Here is a 25,250-nt window from a genome sequence, read left to right as displayed (position 1 = left end):
CCTTTATTCGATGTCTTCAGTGGCTATTGGTTCTGCGCAACGCCTGAAGGCGCAGCGTGAGGATGAAAAGCGGCACGCCGATCAGCGTCAGCGCAAGGCCGATCGGCATCGGCGTATCGGCCACCAGCCCGCGCGACAGCGTATCGGCGGTGACGACAAGAATGCCGCCGGTAAGCCCAGACAGGAAAAGCCTGGCGCGGCCGACGGCGGGCGAAACGAAGGTGGCCAGATGCGGGGCGATAACGCCGAGAAAGGTCAGCGGGCCGACGGCGGTAACCGAGGAGGCGCTGAGGATGACCGCAAAAACAATGACGAGCGGGCGCGAATGCCTGACGGTTTCACCGAGCGCCATGGCCATTTCATTGCCGAGATCGAAGACCGCGAGCGCCCGGCCGATGAGAAAAATACTCACGAGGCTTGCGCCAAAGAGGGGCGCGAAAACGAGGATGGTCGACCAGCTTGCCTGAAACAGCGAACCCGCCATCCAGTCAGCCAGCGACAGCGAGGTTTCGGCCGGCGTGTAGAGCAAAAGAACGGAAGAGACGGATGAGAGGGCGGATTCGATCGCGATGCCCATCAGCAATATGGCAAGGCCGCTCGAGCGTTCCCGTCCGACGAGGGCGATGAGAAGGAAGGCGACAGCCAGACCGCCGCCGACGGCCGCAAGCGCCACCAGCGTCTTGGGTGCGGCCGGCACCAGCACCAGAAGCAGCATGATGGTGGTCATCGACCCCTGGCTCAGACCGAACAGGCCGGGATCGGCGAGCGGATTGCGGGCGACGGATTGCAGCATGGCTCCTGCCAGCGCCACGCTCCAGCCGGCCATGAAACCGATGAGGATGCGCGGCAGCCGCACCGTCCACAGCGCATAGGCCTGATCGTCGCCGAGATGCCCGCCCACCAAGCCGCGCAGGAGATCGACGAGGCCCGTTTCGGTATTGCCGAGGCTGACGGACAGGGCGGCGAGCGCCAGCGCCAGCACAAGCAGCGCAAGGCCGGCCTTCAGATTGCCGATGCCGATCTGCAGGCCGCTCGACAGCCTGAGGACGGCTTTGCCGTCGGTGGCGAAATGCCGTTTCATGAAAGCCCCCTTGCCGAAGGCGACAGATAGAAGCGCTTGACGATGACGATGAAGACGAGGCCGCCGAGCAGGTCCATGAACAGCCCGGTATTGACCACATACGGCGCAAACAGGGTTTGCGCGCCAAGATCGGCCAGCACGCAGAGGCCCGCGCCGACAAGCGCAGACGCCGGCAGGGCAAGCGTGAAGTTCACCCCGACCAGAGGCCGGATCATATGCGGCACGATGAGGCCGACGAAGCCGATGGGGCCGCAGATCGCCACCGCCGAACCCGAGGCCAGCATGGTGGCGAAGAGCGCGACCCGGGAAATACGCGTGACATTCACACCGGCGGAGGCGGCCTTTTCCGCGCCCAGCAGAACCAGCGTCAGCGGCCGGGCGACCGCCCACAACATGACGAGCGCAATTGCGCCGATCCACCAGAAATCGAACAGGCGCTCGGCATAGACGTGGTTGATATTGCCGCCCACCCAGCTGAGGAACTCGGCGCGGCGTGTGGGGTTGGAGAGAAGCAGGGCGTTGGTCACGCCGATCAGCAGCATGGAAACCAGCGCGCCGGAAAGGATGAGCGACAGGCCGCGCGGATCGTTCGCCCGCCCGGCGAGACGCGCGACGACGAAGCAGGCGGCAAAACCGAAGCCAGCGCCCGCGAGCGCGGCAAGGCCCTGTATTTCCGGAGAGAAATCGAACACCAGCGCGCCGGCAATCACAAAAAGCGTCGCGCCGGCATTCAGCCCCAGGGTGGAGGGCGAGGCGAGGGGATTGCGCGCAAGCCCCTGCAGCACACAACCGCTGACGGCCGTAGTCGCCCCCACATAGATGGCAATCAGCGCGCGTGGGATTTGCTGATAGAGAAGCACCGACTGCTCATAGCTGTCGGCCTCGCCGCGCCAGAGCGTCGCCATGATTTCGGCAGGCGGCATGTCGCCGGACATTACCAGCAGATTGATGGCGAGGATGGCGGCCAGCAGCAGCGCGGCGACGAAAATCAGCGTTATTTTCGGGGTCATGCCGGAATGGCCTGTTCCTGCCGCTCCAGCCGGGGCACGCAGATGAGCCGCCCCTGCCGGGAGAAGATATCGGCTTCGAGATCGAAGACCTCGGCGACATTTTCGGGCGTGACCGTTCTTTCAACCGGCCCGGATGCCAGAACCCGCCCGGCTTTCAGCATGATGACATCATCGGCGAAAGTGGAGGCAAGGTTGAGATCGTGCAGCACGACGATGACGGTCTTGCCATGCCTGTCCGTCAGTTCGCGCACGAGGCCGAGAACGGCATATTGATATTTCATGTCGAGATGATTGACCGGCTCGTCCATCAGGATCACGTCCGTATCTTGCGCCAGCACCATGGCGATGAAGGCGCGCTGGCGCTGGCCGCCAGAAAGCGTGTTGACCTGCGCTTTCGCCTTGTCTTCCAGCCCGACGGTCTTCAGCGCCTCGGCAAAAAGCGCGCGGTCGCGTTCGGTGGGGCCGCCCGCAAGGCCGTAACGGGCGTAACCGGCAAGCTCGATCAGCTCGCCGAGCGTCATATAGTCAGGGCAATGGCACTCCTGCGGCAGATAGGCGATGCGCCGCGCCAGTTCGCGGCGTCCGATCTCGCCGATCGAACGCTCGCCGAGCCTTATTGCCCCGGATGACAAAGGCACGAAACCCATGATGGTCTTCAACAGCGTCGACTTGCCGCAGCCATTGGGGCCGACCAGCGCGGTGACGCGGCCTGATCTGAAACGGGCGGAAAGCCCCCGCAGGACGGGAACATGTCCATAGCTGGCGTGAAGGTCCGTGGCGTCAAGCACCGGATACAACTCCTGTTATTCATGCGCCCATGCGTCGAGACGCCGCACGGTCTTTATAAGTATTTGAATTTAAATATCGAACCCGTGGAAAAAGCATTTCTTTCCGGCAGGCGCGACGGTGTGGTCTTGAAGCGACACTAAACTATAGTAAAACTCTCCACAAATCGAAATTTGCCGATTCAACGTGCGGATTTCCTGCCGGTTATTTCAGTCGAGGTGCATCATGTCAGTCGCAGCCAAGCTTCATGTCGGCATGTCGCTGGCCCCAACCTGGCTCAGCGGCGAGGCATGGCGGCGCGCGGACAGCGATATAAACGGGGTGTTTTCCAGCGACTATTTCGTCGATCTGGCGCAGCGCGCGGAGGCCGCCCATGTGGATTTCGTGTTTCGTCCGGATACGCTTTTTCTGCGCACCGAGGGGCTGGAGACCGGCGGCGGATTTGCCAGCATGGATCCGACTATGCTTCTTGCGGCCATTGCGCGGGAAACCAGCCATGTCGGGCTGTTGTCCACCGTTTCGACCACATTTCTGCCGCCCTATGTGGTGGCCCGCCAGATACAGTCGCTGAACTGGCTGAGCAACGGCAGGGCGGGGTGGAATATCGTCACGGCGCTTGAGGGGCACGAAAATTTCGGCCTGAAAGAGATGCCTTCGCCGCAGGAGCGCTACGAGCGCGCCGCCGAATTCACGCAGGTAGTGCAGCAACTCTGGGCGAGCTTTCCGAACGAAGCTCTCAAACTCGACCGGGAAAGCGGTCGGTTTGCCGATTCCTCGCTGGTGCGGCCGGTGACGCATGAGGGCAGGCATTTCAACGTCAAAGGCCCGCTCAACCTGCCGTCCCATGCCAGCCGCATTCCGCTGGTGCAGGCGGGCGCCTCTCCCGAGGGCCGTGATTTCGCCTCGTCGGTGGCCGACGCTGTCTTTGCCTCGACGCCGGACATGCAGGCGGCCAGCGAACTCAGGGCGGATTTGCGGCGGCGTGCCGAGGGGCATGGCCGAGACCCCGACGGCGTGAAGCTGATGCCGGGCCTCAGCCTCTATCTCGCGGAGACCGGCAGGGAGGCGCTGGAACTCTTCGCGGAGACCCATGCCCGCGCCAACCGCGCCCGCGCCTTTGCCTCCATCCGCGATATGACGGGTCTTGATCTCACGGACTGGCCGCTCACGCGGATCGTTACCGCCTCCGACCTGCCGCCGCCGCCGGAGACACCGAGAAGCCGCACCCATGCTGGCCTGCTGCGCCGGCTGATCGAGCGGGAGACGCTGAGTGTTGCGGAATTATTGCGGCGTCCGGAAGTGATGGGGTCGGGCCATTGGCAGATCATCGGCACCGTTGAAGATGCCCTTGAGGCCATCCGCGAATGGGCGGCTGCCGGTGCTATCGACGGTTTCGTCGCGGTGCCCGGCGGTTCGGTGGCGTCCATGCGGCTGGTGCTGGAGCGGCTGTTGCCGAAGCTCGCCGATGCCGGGCTGTTCCGCACGGCCTATTCCGGCCGCACCTTTGCGGAGCATCTGGCCGAATAGGCTTACACGCCGCCGGATTCGGCCGTCGCCTGTCTAGCTGCTTCGATCAGTCGGGAAAAATGCCGTTCGGTCTCGGCGGTGGCCACGAAGGATACGGTGGTGACGACACAACAGAGTTCGCCCTGGGCGTCGAAAACCGGCGCGGCCTTGCCCGTTAGGGCGGAGAACAGATGTTCATTGAGTTCCGCGCCACCCGCTTCGCGGATGGTTTCCAGAATGCAGGCATCGGGACGGGAGCCACGAAAGGCGGCCGGTTGCAGCCTGCGCACGGCGGCTATCCTGTCCGGAGGCAGGTAGGCCTGAAAAACCAGCCCGCAGGCGCTGTTGTCCAGCGGCAGAACATCGCCGAGCGCCACGGTGCTGATGGAAAAGCTGGCGCTTCTCGCCCATCGCACCACGGTCGGGCCGCGTTCGGTCCAGATCGCCACGCCGCAGCTGGCGCCGATCCTGGAAGCAAGCGCATTCATCTGGCGGCCGGCGGTTTCGACGGGATTGATTCGCCTGAGCGCGCTGATGCCTATCCCAAGCGCTGCGGGTCCGAGATCGTAACTGCCGCTTGCGGGGTCCTGTATCACCAGCCCCTCCCGCACGAGGCTTTGCATGTAGCGATGCGCGGTGGAGCGGCCGGTGCCGGCGCGTTTGGCCAGTTCGCCAAGTGCCAGCGCGCTGTCCGATCTGGCGAGAAGATTGAGGAAACGCGCCGCGATCGACACCGACTGAATGAGGGCAGAGCGCTTTTCGCCCTCGTTTTCCGGCAGATTGTCCGAATCGTCATCCATGGCGTTCAAGCGCGTTCCCCCCGTTTTGTTGAGCATGCCTAACGCATCGGACCGGAAATCGGAATCGATTTCTGCGGACGGAACCATGCTGTTCCCTTTCGAAACGCTGCGGGTGCGCAAGCGGCGGTCGGTAAACTTTGTTGTAAATATGGCACATCCCGTTACGGAAGCCTTTTTGTCCGCAATACAGAACGCATTCTCTATTGCGAAACGGATAACGCTTCCGTTACTTGAATATGACTTTAATACTCATGTTTATTAGGGGTGTGTGATGGGGTTTAGCTCTAACGGTCGTTTGATGAGCGGGGTCAGCGCTCTGACGCTGGCGACATTGTTTGTGACGCCGGTTCTCGGTCAGGATCAGCAGGCGGCGACGGCGGGCACCACCGTCCTGAAGCCGATCGTCGTGACCGGTGAAAAAGTGGCGCGCGACATGAAGAACACGGCGTCGTCCGTTTCGGTCATATCCGGGGATAAAATCAAGAAGGAAAAGACCGGCGACCCGACCGTATCGGAAGCGATCAAGGATATTCCGAACGTCGTTTACACCGACAATGTCAGCGCCCCGATCATTCGCGGACAGGATACGCAGGGACCGAATACCGGCTCCATCGCCTTCTTCACCGGCACGGTGCCGCGCGCGACGATCAATGTCGACGGCCACTATCTCGGTTATAACGAGTTCATCTATGGCGCGAGCTCCATCTGGGATGTCGAAAGCATCGAGGTGTTCCGCGGCCCGCAGACCACCTCGCAGGGCGCCAACGCCATTGCCGGCGCGATCCTCGTCAACACCAAGGACCCGACCTTTACGCCCGAAGCCAGCTATCAGGCGGAAATCGGCAATTATCACCAGAAGCGGGCTTCGTTTGCGCTTTCTGGGCCGCTGATCGAAGACGAGCTGGCGGCGCGCATGGCGATCGATTATTCCGGCCGCGACACCTTCATCGACTATATCAATCCGAGCTTTGCACGCAGCGGCACGGATCAGGACTTCAAGGAGTTCAACGGTCGCTTCAAGCTCTTGTGGGAACCTGCTGAAATTCCCGGCCTCTCGACCAAGCTGACCTATTCTTACAATAACTCCAACCGCCCGACATCGGAAGCGGCTTTCGGTCGTTACGAGGATCTCACGCACTCGACTGCCACGAAGCCGAGTTTCAAGCAGCACACCAACACCGTCATTCTCGACATCAACTATGATTTTGAAAATGGCGTGAAGGTATTCAACCAGACTCAGTTTTCCGCTGCCGATACCAAGCGAAGGGTGGGTATTCCCAATACGGGCGACGCCGACGTCGATCAGAAAAATACCTCCAACGAAACGCGCGTAACTTTCGGCGATCAGGAAGATACGCTGAGCGGCGTTGTCGGTCTTTATTATGCTCACACCCAGACCGACGAAAAACTCCTTCTCAACGGAACGTCTCTTTTCGACGATACCAAGGATAATTTCGGTCTCTTCAGCGAGCTGAGCTATCGCCTGACCGATCAGTGGACCCTGACCGGCGGTCTGCGGTATCAGCGGGACCAGATTCAGCGCGTCGGCTTCAGGGCGTTGGGCGCCGGAAGAAGTTCGGTGAACTACGACGAAACCTTCTCGGAAATTCTGCCGAAGGTCTCTCTTGCTTACGCCGTGACTGACGACTGGACGGTCGGCGGCATGATCAGCAGGGGTTACAATCCCGGCGGCGTGGCCTTCGATCTGACAACCAGCAAGTGGCGCAATTTCGACAAGGAAACGATCTGGAACTACGAGCTGTTCACGCGGGCGAACCTTCTGGACGACACGCTGACGGTCAACGGCAACCTGTTCTATATGGACATGCAGGATGCGCAGTTCAGCATTCCGGTGTTTGTCTCCTCGGGCGTGACCGAAACCTATACGATCAACGCCGAAGAGGCTCATGCCTATGGTTTGGAAATCGGAGCGGACTATCAGGTTCTCGACAATCTGACGCTCAAGGCCAGCGCCGGCGTATTGAAAACCGAAATCGACGAGATTTCCAGCAATGCCGCCTATGCCGGCAAGGAGTTCGCCAAGTCTCCGGGTTACATGTTCACCGTTGGCGCAAGTTGGGATGTGACTGACAAGTTCACGGTTTCAGGCCAGGTGCGTCATCTGGATGGCTATTTCTCGGATACGGCCAACACTTCGGCCTATGCGATCAAGCCCTATACCATCGCGGATATACGCGCGAGCTACAAGTTCCAGGAACAGCTCGAGCTCTATGCCTACGTCAAGAATGTGTTCGACGAACGCGCGCCGACCTACAAGATGCTGACTCGCGGTATCGGCGCGTCGGGCATCGAGGCAAGCATGACCGAACCGCGCATGTTTGGCGTCGGTATTCGCGGCACGTTCTAAGCGATTGCCCGATTTGAAAAGCAAAAGGCCTTCGAAGTGATCTTCGAAGGCCTTTCTGTTTCAGGGGGGGGACGCTCCCGATGATATGATTTGAGCTTGGCTCAGAGCGCTGGCTCACATTCGCCGGGGCGTCATGCATTCTCCCTCCGTCATTCCGGCCTTGAGCCGGAATCCAGCCAGCCCAAGTCCTTGGGCTGAAAGGAGTCTTCCCGCCACGCGGACGCGCGTCGGCTGGATTCCGGCTCAAGGCCGGAATGACGGTGAGAAGAAACTTCGCCGTTGCTATCCGACGCCGTCCCCGCTCCGGTCCATAAGCCTCAGAAAAACGCCTGAATGCCTGTCTGCGCCCGGCCGAGGATCAGCGCGTGGACGTCGTGTGTGCCCTCATAGGTGTTGACCGTCTCAAGGTTCTGGGCATGGCGCATGACGTGATATTCGATCTGGATGCCGTTGCCGCCATGCATGTCGCGGGCCTGGCGGGCGATGTCCAGCGCCTTGCCGCAATTGTTGCGCTTGATGATGGAGATCATTTCCGGCGCCATCTTATGGTCGTCCATCAGTTGGCCGACGCGGAGCGATGCCTGAAGGCCGAGCGCGATTTCGGTCTGCATGTCGGCGAGCTTCTTCTGGTAAAGCTGCATGCCGGCGAGCGGCTTGCCGAACTGCTTGCGGTCGAGACCATATTGCCGGGCGCGGAACCAGCAATCTTCCGCAGCTCCCATGACACCCCAGGAAATGCCGTAACGGGCGCGGTTGAGGCAGCCGAACGGGCCTTTCAGGCCGGAAACATTGGGCAGCAGCGCGTCTTCGCCCACTTCCACACCGTCCAGAACGATCTCGCCCGTAATGGAGGCGCGCAGCGACAGCTTGCCGCCGATCTTGGGAGCGGAGAGGCCCTTCATGCCCTTTTCCAGCACGAAGCCCCTGATCTGGTTGTCATGGGCTTCCGATTTCGCCCAGACGACGAAGACATCGGCGATTGGCGCATTGGAAATCCACATTTTCGAACCGCGCAGGCGATAGCCGCCGGCGATCTTTTCAGCGCGGGTCTTCATGCCGCCGGGATCGGAGCCGGCATCCGGCTCGGTCAGGCCGAAACAGCCGATCAACTCGCCCGAGACGAGGCCGGGCAGGTATTTCTTCTTCTGCTCGTCCGAGCCATAGGCGAAGATCGGATGGATGACGAGCGAGGACTGCACGCTCATCATCGAGCGGTAACCGCTGTCGATCCGCTCCACCTCGCGGGCGACGAGGCCGTAAGCCACATAGCTGGCATTGGCCGCGCCATATTCTTCCGGCAGGGTGACGCCGAGCAGGCCGGTGCGGCCCATCAGGCGGAACAGTTCCGGTTCGGTGGTCTCAGAAAGATAGGCTTCGGAGACACGCGGCAAGAGTTCCGATTTGCCGAAGGCGGCGGCGGCGTCGCGGATCATCCGCTCGTCGTCGTTCAGTTGGTCTTCGAGCAGAAAAGGGTCCTGCCAATTGAATGCTGCGTGTTCGCTCACGTGATGCCTCCGGATTTGCTGGCCGGATTATTGGTATTCGAGCCAGTCGGCACAAGCCATGTTTACTCATTTTTGCATTACATATAGTAATGGCTCATGACATCTCTCAGCCGCAAACTCCTGCCCTCCACCAGTGCGCTCGCCGCCTTCGATTCCGTGGCCCGGCTTGGCAGCTTTTCCGCGGCCGCCGATGAGCTTGCTCTGACGCAGGGGGCGATCAGCCGGCAGGTTATGTCACTGGAAGAACAGCTTGGCGTGCGCCTGTTCGAGCGCGGCGCACGCGGCGTGGCGCTGACGACCGAGGGCCGCGCCTATGCAAAATCGATTGCCTCCGCCCTTGGCGAGATACGCTCCGCGTCGCTGCAGATCATGACCAAAACGCATGGCAATACGCTGAACCTCGCCATGCTGCCCACTTTCGGCACCCGCTGGCTTCTGCCGCGTATCCCGGATTTCGTGGCGAACCACCCCGAAATCACGATCAATTTCGCCACCCGTATCGGGCAATTCGATTTTGAGCGCGAGCAGCTCGATATGGCGATCCATATCGGTCAAGCGGACTGGCCGGGGGCGGAAAGCACCTTTCTGATGCATGAAATGGTCGCGCCGGTGTGCAGCCCGCAATTCCTCAGCGCCCATCCCGTGGAAAAGGGGGAAGACATCGCCGCCCTGCCGCTGCTGCACATGGCCTCGCGGCCGGGCGCATGGGGTCACTGGTTCGAAAGCCTCGGCCTGTCGCTCGCCCTGCCGCAGGGCATGCGCTTCGAACAGTTTTCCAGCGTGGCGCAGGCCTGCATCGCCGGGCTCGGCGTGGCGCTCATGCCGCTTTTCCTGATCGATAACGAACTGAAATCGAAGCAACTGGTAAAGGCCTTCGATCATCAGGCCAGAAGCCCCAGCTCCTATTATGCCGTGGCGCCGCTTTCGCGCGCCAATCACGTGCCGGTCGTGCTGTTTCGTGACTGGCTGGTGCGGCAGGTGGAGGCATACCGCGCAGCGAACAGCGAAGCCTCGCAAAAATAATCGCACTTTTTTCGGGCAGTTAGACTTTATGCCCGGGTTTTCGCCGATTTTGCCCTCCGTCGGACTCGACAGGGCGGCCTTGCTCGATTATCGTGATTAAACGTTTAATCAGCCCTTCCGGACCATCATGGCGTCTTCACGGCCTGCCACCAATCTGAGCGCGATAGCAGCGGCACTCGGCGTGTCGGCGGCAACCGTGTCCAATGCGCTGTCGGGCAAGGGCCGCGTTTCGCCGGAACTGGTGGAGCGCATTCGCAAGACGGCAAGCGAGCTGGGTTATGTGCCGAGCTCGGCGGGCAGGGCGCTGCGCACCGGCAGAAGCGGGGTTCTGGGGCTGGTTCTGCCGGATATTGCCAATCCTCTTTTTCCGCAGATCGCGCAGGCCATCGAAAAGGCGGCCGTCACTGCCGGTTACGGCGTGCTCATCGCCGACTCGCGCGGCGAGATTGCCATGCAGACGGATGCGATCAACCGGCTGATCGAGCGCGGTGTGGATGGTATGGTCATCGTTCCCCGCCGCGGCACCCGCATTGCCGATGTCGATTGTCCCGTCGCGGTCATCGACAGCCCCTCGACGCCCGGCAACACTGTCGCCGCTGACCATTGGGATGGCGGCCGGCAGGTGGGCGAATATCTGGCGGGCCTGGGCCATCGCAAGGTGGTGCTGGTGGGCAAAAACCGCGATTCCAACGTGCAGAACGACCGTCTCGGCGGCATTCGCGATGGTCTTGGCAAGGCGTGCGTAACGCAGACGCTCTGGGTGGACGCCATTGAACAGGCGGGCGGCGCGGGTTGCCGGCTTGGTCTTGCAGAAAAGGTTGCCGAAGGTTTCACCGCCTTTGCCGCTGTATCCGATCTGCATGCGCTGCGCGTGCTCACGGAATTGCAGCGCGAGGGCATCGAGGTGCCGGAAGAGGCCAGTGTCACCGGCTTCGACGATCTCATCTTTTCCGCCGTGGTCACCCCGCCCTTGACGACCATGCGCATGGATATGGGCCGCATCGCCGATCTCGCCGTCGGCGCGCTGCTGCGCGCAATCGACGGCGCGGGCGAAAATGGCGTCGCCATCGACGTGACCGCGGATATTTCGAAAGTACCGATGGCGCTGATCATGCGCGGCTCCACCGGCAAGGCAAAGCATGATGCGATTGAAGCCAAAAAAACGACAGCAGGAGAACTCACACCATGAAAAAGATCATTCTTGCATCGGGCGCCGCCCTGATGTTGACGATGGGCGCCGCGCAGGCGCAGGACAAGACGCTGACGATTTCCGTCTACGCCTTCGCGCAGGACGAATTCAAGGAACTGGTCTATACGCCGTTCGAAAAGCAATGCGGCTGCAAGCTGGTCGTCGAGACCGGCAACAGCGTCGAGCGTCTGGCCAAGATGGAGGCCAACAAGGCCAATCCGGTGGTCGATCTCGCCATCGTTTCCATGGCGGATGCGCTGTCGGCCACCCGCAAGGACCTGATCCAGAAGATCGATGCTTCCAAGGTTCCGAATATCGAAAAGCTCTATGATATCGCCAAGGATCCGAATGGCGACGGCATGAGCGTCGGCGTCAATTTTTACGCCACGTCCATCGTTTACCGCACCGACAAGATGAAGATCGACAGCTGGGCCGATCTTTTGAAGGACGGCATTGTCGACCACGTCGCCTTCCCGAATGTCACCACCAACCAGGGCCCGCCGGCGCTTTATATGCTCGGCAAGGCCATCGGCAAGGATACGCCCGATCTTTCCGGCGCCATCGAGGCCGTGGGTGAAAAGAAGGACGATATTGTCACTTTCTACGTCAAATCCTCGCAGCTGGTGCAGTTGATGCAGCAGGAAGAAATTTGGGCAGCCCCCATCGGCCGCTTCTCTTGGGCGCCTTTCACCAAGCTCGACCTGCCGCTTGCCTGGGCAACGCCCAAGGAAGGCCAGACCGGCGGCATGAACGTGCTCGTGGTGCCGAAGGGCACGAAGAACGAAGATCTGGCGTTGCAGTTCATGGATTTCTGGCTCTCGACCGACGTTCAGAAGGCGCTGGCCGAAAAGCTGGTGGACAGCCCGACCAACAGGGAAGTCAAGGTTTCCGACGAGGTGGCGAACAACATCACCTATGGCGACGAAACCGCAAAAAGCCTGCAGCTCATCCCTTCCGACGTGACGCTGGATAACCGCGACAAGTGGCTGTCGGAGTGGAATTCCAAGGTCGGCCAATAAGTCCTTCACCGTTTGGAATGGGGCACTGAACGTCCGTCAGGGCGGCTCCATTCCCGGAAAAGCGGTTCGGTCGTCCCCTGACCGCTTTTCCACTCTTTTGATCGTAGGCCGGCGCGTCTGGCTGCCGTAACAACCGGCCTTCAGGCCGTTCAGGGAATAAACCCATGTTTCAGAACCGGGCCGAAGCGCTGGCGCTTGCCTTGCCCGCCGCAATTTTCGCGGCGGCGGTCTTTCTTGTGCCGGTCTTCATCCTGCTGTCGGAGGGCTTTCGCACCGCCGATGGCTGGACATTGGCGGCTTACGCCGATTTCTTCACCGATCCGCTGAACCAGACGGTTTTCCTGCGCACCCTGAAGCTCGGCGCGCTTGTCACCATCGTCTCGGCGGTGGTGGGTTATGCGGCGGCCTTCGCCATCATCAACCTGTCGCAGGGCGCGAAGGGACACGTCGTCAATCTGGTCGTGCTGCCGCTTATGATTTCGCCGGTTGCCCGCACCTATGCCTGGATCGTCATTCTGGGTCGAACCGGCATCGTCAATCAGGCACTGCAGGCGGTCGGCCTGAGTGACGGGCCGATCCGTATCCTGTTTTCCGAAACGGCCGTCTTCATCGGTCTTCTGCAATTGTTCCTGCCATTGATGATCATCTCGCTCATCAGCGCGCTGGAGAATATGCCGAAGGATACGATTGCGGCTGCCCGCGTTCTCGGCGCAAGCTGGTTTCAAGTGTTCTGGAAGGTCATCCTGCCGCTCACCAAGGAAGGGCTGGTCGTCGGCGGCACGCTGGTCTTCACCGGTTCGCTGACGGCCTATATCACGCCCGCCATTCTCGGCGGCTCGAAGGTGCTGATGCTGGAAACCCTGCTTTACCAGCAGGTGACGGTTTCCAACAATTTCGTCTCCGCCAGCGTCATCGCCTTCATCCTGATCGTCATGAGCTTTGCCGCCAATATCCTGCTGAAGCGCATCGCCACCGCAAGGAACAAGAAATGACCCGGCAGCTCTTCATTCCGCTCACGCTTCTGCTTGTCGTCGGTTTCCTGATCGGGCCGTTCCTCATCATCGTCGCGGCCTCGTTTTCGGCCGGCGATACGCTCGCCTTTCCGCCGCAGGGCTTTTCGCTGAAATGGATCGCCAAGGTCTTTACCGTTGAGAGCTTCCGCGAAAGCTTTGCGATGTCGATGTTCCTCGCCATCGGCGGCACGTTTGCGGCGCTCATCCTCGGCATTCCGGCCTCCTACGCCATGTCGCGCTACAAGCTGCCTTTTGCCGAGACGGTGCGCACCATCGTTTCCGCGCCGATCATCGTGCCCGGCATCATCGTGGGTCTCGCGCTGCTGCGTTATTTCGTCGTGCCTTTCGGCATCGGCATCACGCTTGCGTTGTTTCTCGCCCACACCGCGCTCATCCTGCCCTATGCGGTGCGGGTGGTGTCGGCCAGTCTCAACAATCTGCGTTCCGATATCGAGGAGGCGGCGGTGCTGCTCGGCTCGTCGCGGGTCGGGGCGTTTTTCCGCGTCGTGCTGCCGAATATCGCGGCGGCATCCTGTCCGCCTTCATTCTCGGTTTCGTGACGAGCTTCAACCAGGTGCCGGTATCGCTGTTCCTGTCGGGTCCCGGCGTTCGCACGCTGCCCATCGATATGCTGGGTTATATGGAAATCGTCTTCGATCCCTCCGTTGCAGCCCTTTCCTCGTTGCTCGCCTTCCTTTCCATCGGCATCGTCTTCATGGCCGAACGTTTTCTGGGGTTCTCCCGTTATGTCTGACGCAAATTACCTTTCGCTCAAAAAAGTTTCGCTCGCCTATGGTGGCAATGTCGCCGTCAAGGACCTCGATCTCGATATCCGCAAGGGCGAGCTGCTCGCGCTTCTCGGGCCTTCCGGCTGCGGCAAGACCACGACGATGCGCGCCATTGCCGGGCTGATGCCGGTGGCTGGCGGGCGCATCGATCTCGATGGCGCCGATATCACCCGCGTTGCCGCCAACAAGCGCGCCGTGGGTCTGGTGTTCCAGTCCTATGCGCTCTTCCCGCATCTGACGGTCTACGAAAACGTCGCTTTCGGCCTGAAGCTCAAGGGCATGAACGGCAAGGCGCTGGAAGACAAGGTCGCCTCCGGCCTGAAATCGGTGGGCTTGTCCAGCTTCGCCTCGCGCAAGCCTGCGGAGCTTTCCGGCGGCCAGCAGCAGCGCGTGGCGCTGGCGCGCTCCATGGTCATGGAACCGAAGGTGCTCCTGCTCGATGAGCCGCTCTCCAACCTCGATGCGCGTCTCAGGCTCGAAATGCGCACCGAATTGCAGCGCGTGCAGAAGGAGACCGGCGTGACGATGATCTTCGTCACCCATGACCAGATCGAGGCTTTGGCGCTCGCCGACCGCATTGTCGTCATGAAGGGCGGCAAGATTGAGCAGATCGGCACGCCGGAAGATATCTACAACGCGCCGGTTTCGTCCTTCGTGGCGGATTTCGTCGGCTTTGAAAACATCTTCGCGCTGGAAGGCGGCGCGCTCAAAACCGCAAACGGCACAACACCGCTTCCCGGACCAGTCCTTTCAGCATCCGGACTGGCCTGGCGGCCGCGCATGGTCACCCTCGGTTCAGGTCCTTTCCAGGGAACCGTGCGCGGCACCTCCTTTGCCGGCAACAGCCGCGAATATCTGCTCGATACGCCGCTCGGCCCCATCAAGGCGGAAACGGACGCTGCCCTGACCTCCCACGCAATCGGCGATACGCTCGCCTTCGACCTGCCGGTCGAAAAGGCGGCGAGCCTCAAGGTGTTCAACTGACCATGGGTGTATGGATCGATACCGATATGGGCTTTGACGATATCGCCGCCATCATGGTGGTGCAATCGTCGGGCCTTGCCATTGACGGCATTTCGCTGGTCTTCGGCAACACAACGCTTCAGGCGGTCTGCCGCAATGCTGCAGGCGCCGTCTCAGCCTTCGGCTGGTCGATGCCGATCCATCAGGGCCGCGCCATGCCGGTGCTGGGCGCGCTCGAAACCGCCCAGTCTATCCTCGGTGATAGCGGTATTCCGACTGTCGGCCAAAGCCTGCCGGATGCGACGGCATTGCCGAAAAGCGATGCCTTTGCCGCTATTTGCGATTGGCTGGCGGATGGGGAAGGCGAGAAGCGCATCCTTGCGCTCGGTCCGCTCACCAATATCGCCGCACTTTGCCTCGCCCGCCCCGATCTTGCCGCCAGAATTTCCGACCTCACCTGGATGGGCGGCGGCGTGACCAGCGGCAACCACACGGCCTCGGCTGAATTTAACGCCTTTGCCGATCCGGAAGCGCTGGCCATCGTGCTCTCCCACGGCCTGCCGTTGCGCATGGTCGATCTGGATGCCTGCCGCAAAGTCACCGCCTCGCCGGCCGATGTGCTGCCGATCCGCAATGCCGGTGGTAAAAACGCCGGGCTGATTGCCGATCTGCTGGAAGGTTTCATCGGCATCGCCACCAGCCGTGGCAGAGCCGCCATGGCGCTTTACGATCCCGTGGCCGGCGTCGCATTCGCCTCCGGTCTCATTGGTTGGCGTCATGCGCGGATCGATGTCGAGCTTCAGGCGACTCTGACGCGCGGGCGAACCGTGGTCGAGACGCGCGCTCAGAAAGCGAAAGCCTTCAACGCGCATTTCGCCGAAACGGTGGATGCCGAAGGTGCGAAGACCGCGATTCTCGAGGCGCTGCACCAGGAGGCCGCCCGATGAGCGCGAACTCTACAAAATGCGAGCCTGCCGATCTCACCGATGATGCGCTGCGCAGCCGCGCGGTCGCCGCCGCACGCGGCGATGCGCCTTTCGATGTCCTCATCACCGGCGGAACATTGGTGGATGTGGTGACGGGAGAGCTTCGCGCCGCCGATATCGGCATCGTCGGCGCTCTGATCGCCAGCGTGCACGAGCGGGCAAGCCGCAGCGACGCTGCACGGATCATCGATGCGGCAGGCGCCTATGTCTCGCCCGGCCTCATCGACACACATATGCATATCGAAAGCTCGATGGTCACACCGGCCGCCTATGCGGCGGCGGTGGTTGCCCGTGGCGTCACCACCATCGTCTGGGACCCCCATGAATTCGGCAATGTGCATGGTGTGGAAGGGGTGCGCTGGGCGGCGAAATCCATTGAAAACCTGCCCTTGCGCGCCATTCTGCTCGCGCCTTCCTGCGTGCCTTCCGCACCCGGGCTGGAGCGCGGTGGGGCGGATTTCGACGCTGCCATTCTTGCCGATATCCTGTCATGGCCTCAGGTTGGCGGCGTTGCGGAAATCATGAACATGCGCGGCGTCATCGAGCGTGATCCGCGCATGAGCGGTATCGTGCAGGCCGGGCTTGCCTCGGAAAAGCTGGTTTGCGGCCATGCACGCGGCCTGAAAGATGCCGATCTTAACGCCTTCATGGCGGCGGGCGTTTCTTCCGATCACGAGCTGGTCTCGGCCGAAGACCTGATGGCGAAGCTCAGGGCGGGGCTGACCATCGAGCTGCGCGGCTCGCACGATCACCTGCTGCCGGAATTCGTGGAAGCGCTGAACGCGTTCGGCCACCTGCCGCAGACGGTGACACTCTGTACGGACGACGTCTTCCCGGATGACCTGCTGCGGGGCGGTGGGCTTGACGATGTGGTGCGCCGTCTTGTCCGTTATGGCCTGAAGCCCGAATGGGCGCTGCGCGCCGCAACGCTGAATGCAGCCCAAAGGCTCGGCCGTGCCGATCTCGGCCTCATCGCCGCCGGCCGTCGCGCCGATATCGTCGTCTTTGAGGATCTGAGCGGTTTTGCCGCCCGCCACGTTCTGGCCTCGGGCAGGGCGGTTGCGGAAGGCGGGCATATGCTCGTCGACATTCCGGCCTGCGATGCGGCGGCGCTCGAAGGCTCGATGAAGCTGCCGCTGCGCGCAGCCGATGATTTTCGGGTTGCCTGCGAAGGCGCGAAGGTGCGCCTCGCCACCATCGACCGCCCGCGCTTCACGCAATGGGGCGAGGCGGAAGCCGAGGTGAAGGACGGTTTCGTCGTTCCGCCCGAAGGTGCGACGATGATTTCCGTTACCCATCGCCACGGCGTGGCCGAGCCGATCACCAGAACCGGCTTCCTCACCGGCTGGGGAAACTGGAACGGCGCCTTCGCCACCACCGTCTCGCATGACAGCCACAACCTCACTGTCTTCGGCGGTAATGAAGACGACATGGCGCTCGCCGCCAATGCGGTGATAAAGGCCGGCGGCGGCATGGCTGTCGCTTCCGAAGGCAAGGTGACCGCACTTCTCCCGTTGCCGCTTTCCGGCCTCGTTTCCGATGCCCCGCTTGAAGACGTGGCAAAGGCTTTCGAAGAATTGCGCGAAGCCGTCGGCAGGGTGGTGGAATGGCAGCCGCCCTATCTCGTCTTCAAGGCCTGCTTCGGCGCCACGCTCGCCTGCAATATCGGCCCGCACCAGACGGATATGGGCATTGCCGATGTGTTGACGGGCAGGGTGATGGAAAGCCCGGTGATCGCCGTTCTCGAATAGCGGCGGCCCGCATCCGCGGGCTGCGGTTTATTCGACCGCGGGCACATCAGGCGTCTGTATTTCGCGCGCGGCAATGCGCGCCGCCAACACGAAATTCTTCACCACCGGCGATGTCGTTCCGCGCCGATAGGCCAGCGATATGGAAAGCCGCGGCGGCGGGCCGCTGGAGGGCAACAGGACGATGTTCTGCATTTTGACCTGCGCGACGGATTCCGGAAGGAGGGAAACCCCGAGTTCGGCCGCGACCAGCGACAGTATCGAGGCGATTTGCGGTGCCGCCGGCCCGAGGCGCGGCGTGAAACCGGCCTCCTGGCAGGCTTTTATCGATGCATCGTGAAGGCTGGTGCCGACGTTGCGTGGCGTCAGAATGAAAGGGTCGTCGCGCAATTCCATCAGGTCTATGGCGGTGCCGCGCCGCGCGAGCGGATGGGATGCCGGCAGGGCGACCAGAAGCGGTTCGTCGGTGAGCACTTCCTCGAGCAATGTATCGGGATCGGATTGAGAAGGGCGCAAAAGCGCCACGTCCAGCCGATCTTCGAGCAGGGCCGGCGTCAAGGCCAGGGCGGCTGCTTCCATCACCTGAAGTTCCACGTCGGGATATTGGTGTCTGTAGGTGCGGATGCAGGCCGGAACCAGGGGGTTGAGCGCCGCCGTGCCGGTAACGCCTATTCTGAGAATGCCGGTTTCACCGGCCGCCGCCCTGCGTGCGAGCCGGACACCTTCGCCCACCTGATGCGGAATATGGGTTACCGCAGCACGAAAGGCATGGCCCGCCGGTGTCAGTTCCGCGCCATGCGCGAGACGCCGGAACAGCCGCACGCCGATTTCCTGTTCCAGAACCTTTATCTGCTGGCTGAGCGGCGGCTGCGCGATTCCCAGATGTTCTGCCGCCCGCGTAAAACTGCCTTCATTGGCGATGGCCAGAAAATAGCGGATGTGCCTGAGTTCCATGATATTAGATCCAGATATGATGGGAACGCCTTCCATATATTAGAATGAAAGACGGAGCTGCGCTATAGCTGGGAGCGAAAAGGACAAACCCGATGCGCCAGCTCAAAAAACAGGATTTCACCCCGCCGATCGTTATGACGGAGGAGCCGCCGGATGTGCTCTGGATACGGCAGGGAAGCCGCCAGTTTCGCCGGGCGAGCTGGGCGCTTTTCCTCGCGGGCTTCGCCAGCTTTTCGCTGATCTATTGCGTACAGCCGCTGCTACCGGAATTTCCGGCGGAATTCGGCATCAACCCTGCAACCGCATCGCTCGCTTTGTCGCTGACGACGGGAACGCTTGCCTTCGCCATTCTTCTCAGCGGGGCCTTTGCCCAGCTCTTCACCCGCCGAAATCTGATGTTCGTTTCGATGATGCTGGCCGCCATCGCCAATATCATCGCAGCAAGCACGCAAGGCTGGGCATGGCTGCTTGCCGCCCGTGCGCTGGAAGGCTTCGTGCTCGGCGGCGTTCCGGCCGTCGCCATGGCTTATCTTGCCGAGGAGATCGAACCTTCCAGCCTCGGCAAGGCGATGGGGCTTTATGTCGGCGGCACGGCCTTCGGCTCCATGGCGGGACGTGTCGGCATGGGGCTGGTGTCCGCCTATACCTCCTGGCAGGTGGCAATGTATGCGCTGGGGGCGGTCTGCATCCTCGCGGCCATCGGCTTCCTGCTGTTGCTTCCGCCCTCGCGGAATTTCCGGCCGCAGCACATGCCGCTTAAAAATCATCTGAGAATATGGGCGCAACATCTTGGAAACCCGGAACTTCGGCGGTTCTATTTTCTGGGCGCGATGCTGACGAGCGTTTTCACCACCGTTTTCAACTATTGTGCCTTTCGCCTCGTTGCGCCGCCTTACGAATTGGGCCGCACGGCCGTCAGCATGATTTTTCTGACCTTCGCCCTGGGTATCGTCGCGTCCTCCTATGGCGGGGCGCTGGTCGACCGGTTCAGCCGGCGGATCATGCTGGTGGTTGCCTTTTCCACCATTCTTGCCGGTATCCTGCTCACATTCGCCTCAAGCATCATCCTCATCGTGGCGGGGATTGCGGCGATAACCATCGGATTTTTCATCGGGCATTCGGCTGCCAGCAGCGGAGTGGGCGCCAATGCGGGCGCCGCCAAAAGCCATGCTTCCGCGCTTTATCTGCTGTTTTATTATTGCGGAGCGAGCATCACCGGCTGGGTCGGCGGCTGGTTCTGGATCCATGCCGGCTGGCCCGGCATCATGGCGATTACCGCCGGCTGCGCGCTTGCCGGAATTTTAGCCAGCCTCGCTCGCCCGGGCGCGCGGCGCGCCTGAGCGGCCATCGCGCCGGGCGGGGCGTCACTCCGCCGCCAGTTCTTGCTCCACCAGCGTCGCCCAGAACGCCACGCCCGGCACGATGGCCGCATCGTTGAAGTCGTAGGAGGTGTTGTGGTGCAGCGCGCCATCCACCGCCGGGCCGTTGCCCAGCCAGACATAGCAGCCGGGAGCTTCGCCCGCGAAGAAGGCGAAATCGTCGCCGGCGGTCGAGGGTGGGAAGGCGTTGCGGGTCCTGTTGCCGAAGACGGTTCTTGCGGCGCGCAGCGCCCGTTTCGTCGCATCCGCCTCGTTGATGACGGGTGGAATCCGGCGGATGAATTCGTAATGCGCCTCGATGCCGAACATCGCCGCCGTGCCCTTTGCCAGCCTGCCGATTTCCGCTTCGAGCTGGTCGCGCACGTCAGCCGCGTAAGCACGCGCCGTGCCGCCGATTTCGACGAGATCGGGAATGACGTTGAGCGCCTTCGGGTCGCCCGCCTGCACCGAACAGGCGCTGACCACGGCGGGCTGCAGCGGATCGACGACGCGGCCGACGATGGTTTGCAGCGAGGCGAGGAAGGTGCCCGCCGCCGTCACCGGATCGCGGCCGAGATGTGGTTTGGCGCCGTGGGTGCCGATGCCTTTGAACGTCACGCGCCAGCTATCGGAAGAGGCGAGCTGCGGGCCTTCCACCACCGCCATTTCGTCGATGCCAAGCCCCGGCATATTATGCAGGCCATAGACCGCATCGCAGGGGAACAGGGTGAAAAGCCCGTCCTCCACCATTTTTTTCGCGCCGCCACGGCCTTCTTCCGCAGGCTGGAAAATGAAATGCACAGTGCCGGAAAAATCGCGGGTCTTTGCGAGGTAACGCGCAGCACCCAGCAGCATGGCGGTGTGGCCGTCATGGCCGCAGGCATGCATCTTGCCGGGAAATTTCGATTTATAGGGCCTGTCGGGCACTTCCGGCATGGCAAGCGCATCCATGTCGGCACGCAGGCCGATGCTGCGGGTGCCGTTGCCCACCTGCAGCGTGGCGACCACGCCGGTGCCGCCGAGACCGCGATGCACCTTCAGCCCGGCACGCTCGAGAAGATCGGCGACGATGGCGCTGGTTCTTTCCTCTTCGAAGCCCAGTTCGGGATGCGCGTGCAGGTCGTGGCGAAGCTCCGTCAGGAATGGCAGGTCCTCGCCGATGCGGTCCAGCAGTCTCATGGGCAGCTTGTCCTTGAATATGGGAAAAACCCGCGTCATAGGTGGGTTCATCCGAATGCCTGTTGCTTTTTTCTCTTCTAGAGCATTTCCAGCAAAAGTGTGTAGCGGTTTTGCGTTCGGAAATGCGTAAACCAAAGAGCCAGGGTATTTCCGTGTTTCGGATAAAAACGGTAATACCCTACCGGAAAAAGCCAATGAAATGAACCCGCAGCGTCTCTGGGGTTGCTAAAATGACTAATCTGCCGAACGGGATTGGCGTGGCCGAAAACCGCCCGCGCCTTGCGCCATACCGGTTCTGAAAGGAAAACCGATGCCGTCACCCGCATCGCCTGCCGCCCATTCTCCCGCCGCGCCGCATGAGTTCTGGCAGGAGATCCATCCGTGCCGCAGCTTCGAAACGGCAGGCCCGCATTCCGCCTTCTTTCCGGCGGAGCTGGATGACGGAAGGCAGATATGTCTGCCGATAAGGCCGCTGGCGGATGGCGAACATGCGCTCGCCTCGCTTATCGTCAATCAGGCCTCTTTTGAGGTGCTCGAGGCGCTGGCGGCCGACCTTGCCGCACAGCTTCTTCCCTTCAAGCCCGATGTCGTCATTGGCCTGCCGACGCTGGGGCTGACGCTCGCCGCCGCCGTCGCCCGGCATCTCGGCCATTCCCGTTACGTGCCGCTCGGCACTTCGCGTAAATTCTGGTATCTGGAGGAATTGTCGGTGCCGATGTCCTCCATCACCACAAGGCAGGAAAAACGGCTCTATATCGATCCGCGCATGCTGCCGCTCATCGAGAACCGGCGGGTGGCGCTGGTGGATGACGTGATCTCCAGCGGCAGCTCCATCATAGCGGGTCTTTCGCTTCTCGCCGCCTCCGGCATTCGGCCCGCCGTCATCGGCGCGGCCATGCTGCAATCGGATCGCTGGCGGGAAAAAATCGCCGCTTTCGGGCCGGAATGGCCGGAGCGGGTGAGGGGTGTTTTTTCAACGCCACTGCTCACGAAAGCGGAAGGCGGCTGGCGCGCCTGACGAAGCGCAAATTCCGGCAAAAGGCAAGTGGTGATAATTTCACCGCTGCCTAATTTGTGTCTTGCGAAGCCCGAATAGATCGTCCTAAGATCGCCTCCGACAGACAATAGCGGTCGGCGAACAATGCGCCGGTTTGCTTTCGCGCGGTGTCATCCCGGCGTCTGCCCGCCCCCGTTTTGCTCTTTCCGATGACTGGAATTTCTTCCCATGCACGCAGTGTTCGACGGTCATAATGATGTGCTGCTTCGGTTGTGGCGCAACAGCAAGGCCGGTGCCGATCCGGTGGCCGAATTCAGGAACGGCACACGCGAAGGCCATATAGATGGCCCGCGTGCGAGGGCAGGCGGTCTCGGCGGCGGCATCTGCGCGATCTATATTCCCTCCGGCGATCTCATTCTTCAGGAACCGGATGAAAGCGGCCACTACAACACGCCGCTCGCCTCCCCACTGGAGCGCCAGCCCTCGCTCGATATCGCCATGGAAAAGGCGGCGATTGCGCTGAGGCTCGACCGCGCCGGCGCGTGGCGGCTTTGCCGCTCCACGGCCGAGATCCGCAAGGCCTTTGCCGAGGATATCTTCGCCGCCGTGCTGCATATGGAAGGCTGCGAGGCGATCGGGGCCGATCTCGACGCGCTGGAGGTGTTTTACGCCGCCGGCCTGCGCTCGCTCGGTCCGGTCTGGAGCCGGCACAATATCTTCGGCCATGGCGTTCCTTTCTCTTATCCCATGTCTCCCGATACGGCGCCCGGCCTCACCGACGCCGGTTTTGCGCTGGTGAAGGAATGCAACAGGCTCGGCATTCTCATCGATCTCGCGCATATCACCGAAAAAGGCTTCTGGGATGTGGCGAAGACCACCAACCAGCCTCTGATCGCCAGCCATTCCAATGCGCATGCGCTTACCCCCGTCGCCCGCAATCTCACCGACAGGCAGATGGATGCCATCAAGGAAAGCGGCGGGCTGGTGGGGCTCAATTACGCCGTGACCATGCTGCGCGCGGATGCTCGCGACATTGCCGATACGCCGCTTTCCGACATGGTGCGCCATATCGATTACATGGTGGAGCGCATGGGCATCGATTGCGTGGCGCTGGGATCGGACTTCGACGGCGCGACGATACCCGTCGGCGTTGCCGATGCGAGCGGCAATCACAATCTGGTTGCGGCGCTGAAATCGGCGGGCTACGGTGATGGAGAACTTGCTAAAATATGCCGGGAAAACTGGCTGCGTGTTTTGTCTGAGGCCTGGCACGAGGCGGCCTGAGAAGAGCTGAAGCGAACCAAATCAAGCTTATAACAAAAGGGGAGATCCTATGATCAAATCGCTCAACAAATCCATGCGCATTCTGAGCACCAGCGCCGCTTTGTCGCTGATGATGCTGGCGGCGCCCCATGCTTTTGCCGCAACGCCGGCCGATACGCTGGTCGAAGGTTTCGCCATCGACGACATCATCACGCTCGATCCGGGCGAGGCATTCGAACTTTCCGCCGCCGAAGTCACCGGCAATACCTACAGCAAGCTGGTTTCCATCGATCTCAACGACACGTCCAAGGTGATCGGCGATCTGGCCGAAAGCTGGACGACCTCCGAGGACGGCCTGACTTATACGTTCAAGCTGAAATCCGGCCTGAAATTCGCGTCGGGCAATCCGGTCACGGCCGATGATGTGGCCTTCTCCTTCGAACGTGCCGTGAAGCTCGACAAGTCGCCGGCATTCCTGCTGACGCAGTTCGGTCTCAGCGGTGACAATGTCACCGAAAAGGCGAAGGCCGCGGATGCGAACACCTTCGTTCTGACGGTCGACAAGCCCTATGCGCCGAGCTTCGTGCTGAACGTGCTGACCGCAACCGTCGCTTCGGTGGTCGACAAGAAATTCGTGACGGAAAAGGCCAAGTCGGTCACGCCGAGCGCCGATTACAAGTACGATACCGATTTCGGCAACGAGTTCCTGAAGACCGGTTATGCCGGTTCCGGCCCCTACAAAATCCTCGGCTGGAAGGCCAATGAAGCGGTCATCCTCGAGGCCAACCCGAATTATTACGGCGAGAAGCCGAAGCTGAAGCGCGTGGTCTATCGCCACATGAAGGAAAGCTCGGGCCAGCGCCTGGCGCTTGAAAACGGCGATATCGACGTTGCCCGCAACCTCGAGCCGGGCGACATGGAAGCCGTTTCCAAGAAGGAAGGCCTTGCCGTCACTTCCGCGCCGAAGGGCACCGTCTATTATTTCAGCCTCAACCAGAAGAACGAGAACCTGAAGAAGCCCGAGGTCATCGAAGCCTTCAAATATCTGGTCGACTACGATGCCATCGGTGCGACGATCATCAAGGGTATCGGCGAAGTTCACCAGACCTTCCTGCCGAAGGGCCAGCTCGGCGCGCTTGACGAGAACCCCTACAAGCTCGACGTCGCCAAGGCGAAGGAGCTTCTCGCCAAGGCCGGCCTGAAGGACGGCTTTACCGTGTCCATGGATGTGCGCAACACCCAGCCGGTGACCGGCATTGCCGAAAGCGTGCAGCAGACGCTGGCGCAGGCCGGCATCAAGCTGGAAATCATCCCCGGCGACGGCAAGCAGACGCTGACCAAATATCGCGCCCGCACCCATGATATCTATATCGGTCAGTGGGGTTCGGACTATTTCGACCCGAACTCGAATGCGGAAACCTTCACCATCAACTACGACAATTCCGACGAGGGTAAGAACAAGACGCTCGCCTGGCGCAATGCCTGGGACGTTCCCGATCTGACCAAGGAAACCCAGTCGGCACTGCTGGAGAAGGACAGCGCCAAGCGCGCCGCCATCTATGAAAACCTGCAGAAGGAAGTTCTGGCGAAGGGTCCCTTCGTCATCATCTTCCAGCAGACGGAAGTGGCGGGATATTCCGCCAAGCTGAAGGGCCTGAAGCTCGGACCGAGCTTCGACACCAACTTCGTCTACACCATTTCCAAGGAATGATCC

Annotated in this window: 20 protein-coding genes and 1 pseudogene; 14 read left to right on the top strand and 7 right to left on the bottom strand. The window is 61.4% G+C overall.

What is annotated here, in order from left to right; genetic code table 11:
- Window positions 1-16: 16 nt before the first annotated feature.
- From L901_RS24690 to L901_RS24680, 3 genes are read right to left on the bottom strand one after another with little or no spacing between them, the layout of a single operon-like run.
- Window positions 17-1,081, bottom strand: a complete 1,065-nt coding sequence (locus tag L901_RS24690; protein ID WP_059760927.1) for an iron ABC transporter permease — start codon at window positions 1,079-1,081, stop codon at window positions 17-19.
- A complete protein-coding gene (locus L901_RS24685) occupies window positions 1,078-2,091 on the bottom strand; it encodes an iron ABC transporter permease (RefSeq protein WP_059760925.1) in 1,014 nt (337 codons plus the stop codon). Before L901_RS24685 ends, L901_RS24690 begins: the two co-directional genes overlap by 4 nt.
- Window positions 2,088-2,888: an ABC transporter ATP-binding protein gene (locus L901_RS24680; RefSeq protein ID WP_059760923.1), complete on the bottom strand. Its 801-nt coding sequence runs from the start codon at window positions 2,886-2,888 to the stop codon at window positions 2,088-2,090. The genes L901_RS24685 and L901_RS24680 overlap by 4 nt, the downstream gene beginning before the upstream one ends.
- 214 nt (window positions 2,889-3,102) lie before the next feature.
- Here L901_RS24680 and L901_RS24675 point away from each other — a divergent pair, with 214 nt between their 5' ends.
- The gene (locus L901_RS24675) at window positions 3,103-4,404 is read left to right on the top strand and encodes an NtaA/DmoA family FMN-dependent monooxygenase (RefSeq protein ID WP_059760921.1); all 1,302 of its coding nucleotides are present in this window, start codon (window positions 3,103-3,105) and stop codon (window positions 4,402-4,404) included.
- Between the two features lie 2 nt (window positions 4,405-4,406).
- Here L901_RS24675 and L901_RS24670 read toward each other — a convergent pair whose 3' ends face one another.
- Entirely contained in the window at window positions 4,407-5,183 is a 777-nt protein-coding gene (locus L901_RS24670) for an IclR family transcriptional regulator (RefSeq protein ID WP_059761249.1), read from the bottom strand.
- A 298-nt stretch (window positions 5,184-5,481) separates the two neighbouring features.
- On the opposite strand from L901_RS24670, the gene L901_RS24665 reads away from it, so the two are divergent.
- Window positions 5,482-7,551 carry a TonB-dependent receptor gene (locus tag L901_RS24665; RefSeq protein ID WP_082710822.1) on the top strand — a complete coding sequence of 690 codons (2,070 nt, stop codon included), beginning with the start codon at window positions 5,482-5,484 and terminating at the stop codon, window positions 7,549-7,551.
- A 317-nt stretch (window positions 7,552-7,868) separates the two neighbouring features.
- Here the strand turns inward: L901_RS24665 and L901_RS24660 are convergent, their stop codons facing one another.
- On the bottom strand, window positions 7,869-8,984 hold the full coding sequence (locus L901_RS24660) for an acyl-CoA dehydrogenase (RefSeq protein WP_245289702.1): 1,116 nt from the start codon (window positions 8,982-8,984) through the stop codon (window positions 7,869-7,871).
- 168 nt (window positions 8,985-9,152) lie between these two features.
- On the opposite strand from L901_RS24660, the gene L901_RS24655 reads away from it, so the two are divergent.
- The 8 genes and pseudogenes from L901_RS24655 (at window position 9,153) to L901_RS24620 (ending at window position 17,788) form a co-directional block, all read left to right on the top strand.
- Window positions 9,153-10,079, top strand: coding sequence for a LysR family transcriptional regulator (locus L901_RS24655; protein WP_059760916.1), 927 nt, complete (start codon window positions 9,153-9,155; stop codon window positions 10,077-10,079).
- A gap of 127 nt (window positions 10,080-10,206) precedes the next feature.
- Window positions 10,207-11,268, top strand: a complete 1,062-nt coding sequence (locus tag L901_RS24650; RefSeq protein ID WP_059760915.1) for a LacI family DNA-binding transcriptional regulator — start codon at window positions 10,207-10,209, stop codon at window positions 11,266-11,268.
- A complete protein-coding gene (locus L901_RS24645) occupies window positions 11,265-12,287 on the top strand; it encodes an ABC transporter substrate-binding protein (protein ID WP_003520909.1) in 1,023 nt (340 codons plus the stop codon). Before L901_RS24650 ends, L901_RS24645 begins: the two co-directional genes overlap by 4 nt.
- Before the next feature lie 164 nt (window positions 12,288-12,451).
- Complete coding sequence (locus L901_RS24640; RefSeq protein ID WP_059760913.1) at window positions 12,452-13,279, top strand: ABC transporter permease; 828 nt, start codon at window positions 12,452-12,454, stop codon at window positions 13,277-13,279.
- A pseudogene (locus L901_RS24635) lies at window positions 13,276-14,054 on the top strand (ABC transporter permease). The gene L901_RS24640 and the pseudogene L901_RS24635 overlap by 4 nt, the downstream one beginning before the upstream one ends.
- The gene (locus tag L901_RS24630) at window positions 14,047-15,072 is read left to right on the top strand and encodes an ABC transporter ATP-binding protein (RefSeq protein ID WP_059760911.1); all 1,026 of its coding nucleotides are present in this window, start codon (window positions 14,047-14,049) and stop codon (window positions 15,070-15,072) included. The pseudogene L901_RS24635 and the gene L901_RS24630 overlap by 8 nt, the downstream one beginning before the upstream one ends.
- Window positions 15,073-15,074: 2 nt before the next feature.
- Window positions 15,075-15,998 (top strand): nucleoside hydrolase, encoded by a 924-nt coding sequence (locus L901_RS24625; protein ID WP_059760909.1) that lies wholly within the window; start codon window positions 15,075-15,077, stop codon window positions 15,996-15,998.
- Window positions 15,995-17,788, top strand: a complete 1,794-nt coding sequence (locus tag L901_RS24620) for an adenine deaminase (RefSeq protein ID WP_059760907.1) — start codon at window positions 15,995-15,997, stop codon at window positions 17,786-17,788. Before L901_RS24625 ends, L901_RS24620 begins: the two co-directional genes overlap by 4 nt.
- Before the next feature lie 27 nt (window positions 17,789-17,815).
- Here the strand turns inward: L901_RS24620 and L901_RS24615 are convergent, their stop codons facing one another.
- The gene (locus L901_RS24615) at window positions 17,816-18,739 is read right to left on the bottom strand and encodes a LysR family transcriptional regulator (RefSeq protein ID WP_059760905.1); all 924 of its coding nucleotides are present in this window, start codon (window positions 18,737-18,739) and stop codon (window positions 17,816-17,818) included.
- 92 nt (window positions 18,740-18,831) lie between these two features.
- On the opposite strand from L901_RS24615, the gene L901_RS24610 reads away from it, so the two are divergent.
- On the top strand, window positions 18,832-20,079 hold the full coding sequence (locus L901_RS24610) for an MFS transporter (RefSeq protein WP_003520902.1): 1,248 nt from the start codon (window positions 18,832-18,834) through the stop codon (window positions 20,077-20,079).
- 24 nt (window positions 20,080-20,103) lie between these two features.
- Here the strand turns inward: L901_RS24610 and L901_RS24605 are convergent, their stop codons facing one another.
- Window positions 20,104-21,276 carry a M20 aminoacylase family protein gene (locus L901_RS24605; protein ID WP_059761247.1) on the bottom strand — a complete coding sequence of 391 codons (1,173 nt, stop codon included), beginning with the start codon at window positions 21,274-21,276 and terminating at the stop codon, window positions 20,104-20,106.
- 310 nt (window positions 21,277-21,586) lie between these two features.
- On the opposite strand from L901_RS24605, the gene L901_RS24600 reads away from it, so the two are divergent.
- The 3 genes from L901_RS24600 (at window position 21,587) to L901_RS24590 (ending at window position 25,247) form a co-directional block, all read left to right on the top strand.
- On the top strand, window positions 21,587-22,294 hold the full coding sequence (locus tag L901_RS24600; RefSeq protein WP_059760903.1) for a phosphoribosyltransferase: 708 nt from the start codon (window positions 21,587-21,589) through the stop codon (window positions 22,292-22,294).
- A 207-nt stretch (window positions 22,295-22,501) separates the two neighbouring features.
- Window positions 22,502-23,557, top strand: a complete 1,056-nt coding sequence (locus tag L901_RS24595; protein ID WP_059760901.1) for a dipeptidase — start codon at window positions 22,502-22,504, stop codon at window positions 23,555-23,557.
- Window positions 23,558-23,606: 49 nt separating this feature from the next.
- Window positions 23,607-25,247 carry an ABC transporter substrate-binding protein gene (locus L901_RS24590; protein ID WP_003523144.1) on the top strand — a complete coding sequence of 547 codons (1,641 nt, stop codon included), beginning with the start codon at window positions 23,607-23,609 and terminating at the stop codon, window positions 25,245-25,247.
- Window positions 25,248-25,250 lie beyond the last annotated feature (3 nt).

This window comes from Agrobacterium sp. D14 (assembly GCF_001526505.1).
Classification (GTDB): domain Bacteria; phylum Pseudomonadota; class Alphaproteobacteria; order Rhizobiales; family Rhizobiaceae; genus Agrobacterium; species Agrobacterium leguminum.
Note: the sequence above shows the minus strand (reverse complement) of the source record. Positions and strands in the feature narration are given on the sequence as shown.

Excerpts from the sequence above, each read along its gene's own strand:
- L901_RS24690 (WP_059760927.1), bottom strand. The coding sequence starts at position 1,081 with ATGAAACGGCATTTCGCCACCGACGGCAAAGCCGTCCTCAGGCTGTCG.
- L901_RS24685 (WP_059760925.1), bottom strand. The coding sequence starts at position 2,091 with ATGACCCCGAAAATAACGCTGATTTTCGTCGCCGCGCTGCTGCTGGCC.
- L901_RS24675 (WP_059760921.1), top strand. The coding sequence starts at position 3,103 with ATGTCAGTCGCAGCCAAGCTTCATGTCGGCATGTCGCTGGCCCCAACC.
- L901_RS24670 (WP_059761249.1), bottom strand. The coding sequence starts at position 5,183 with ATGGATGACGATTCGGACAATCTGCCGGAAAACGAGGGCGAAAAGCGC.
- L901_RS24665 (WP_082710822.1), top strand. The coding sequence starts at position 5,482 with ATGAGCGGGGTCAGCGCTCTGACGCTGGCGACATTGTTTGTGACGCCG.
- L901_RS24660 (WP_245289702.1), bottom strand. The coding sequence starts at position 8,984 with ATGATCCGCGACGCCGCCGCCGCCTTCGGCAAATCGGAACTCTTGCCG.
- L901_RS24655 (WP_059760916.1), top strand. The coding sequence starts at position 9,153 with ATGACATCTCTCAGCCGCAAACTCCTGCCCTCCACCAGTGCGCTCGCC.
- L901_RS24650 (WP_059760915.1), top strand. The coding sequence starts at position 10,207 with ATGGCGTCTTCACGGCCTGCCACCAATCTGAGCGCGATAGCAGCGGCA.
- L901_RS24645 (WP_003520909.1), top strand. The coding sequence starts at position 11,265 with ATGAAAAAGATCATTCTTGCATCGGGCGCCGCCCTGATGTTGACGATG.
- L901_RS24640 (WP_059760913.1), top strand. The coding sequence starts at position 12,452 with ATGTTTCAGAACCGGGCCGAAGCGCTGGCGCTTGCCTTGCCCGCCGCA.
- L901_RS24630 (WP_059760911.1), top strand. The coding sequence starts at position 14,047 with ATGTCTGACGCAAATTACCTTTCGCTCAAAAAAGTTTCGCTCGCCTAT.
- L901_RS24625 (WP_059760909.1), top strand. The coding sequence starts at position 15,075 with ATGGGTGTATGGATCGATACCGATATGGGCTTTGACGATATCGCCGCC.
- L901_RS24620 (WP_059760907.1), top strand. The coding sequence starts at position 15,995 with ATGAGCGCGAACTCTACAAAATGCGAGCCTGCCGATCTCACCGATGAT.
- L901_RS24615 (WP_059760905.1), bottom strand. The coding sequence starts at position 18,739 with ATGGAACTCAGGCACATCCGCTATTTTCTGGCCATCGCCAATGAAGGC.
- L901_RS24610 (WP_003520902.1), top strand. The coding sequence starts at position 18,832 with ATGCGCCAGCTCAAAAAACAGGATTTCACCCCGCCGATCGTTATGACG.
- L901_RS24605 (WP_059761247.1), bottom strand. The coding sequence starts at position 21,276 with ATGAGACTGCTGGACCGCATCGGCGAGGACCTGCCATTCCTGACGGAG.
- L901_RS24600 (WP_059760903.1), top strand. The coding sequence starts at position 21,587 with ATGCCGTCACCCGCATCGCCTGCCGCCCATTCTCCCGCCGCGCCGCAT.
- L901_RS24595 (WP_059760901.1), top strand. The coding sequence starts at position 22,502 with ATGCACGCAGTGTTCGACGGTCATAATGATGTGCTGCTTCGGTTGTGG.
- L901_RS24590 (WP_003523144.1), top strand. The coding sequence starts at position 23,607 with ATGATCAAATCGCTCAACAAATCCATGCGCATTCTGAGCACCAGCGCC.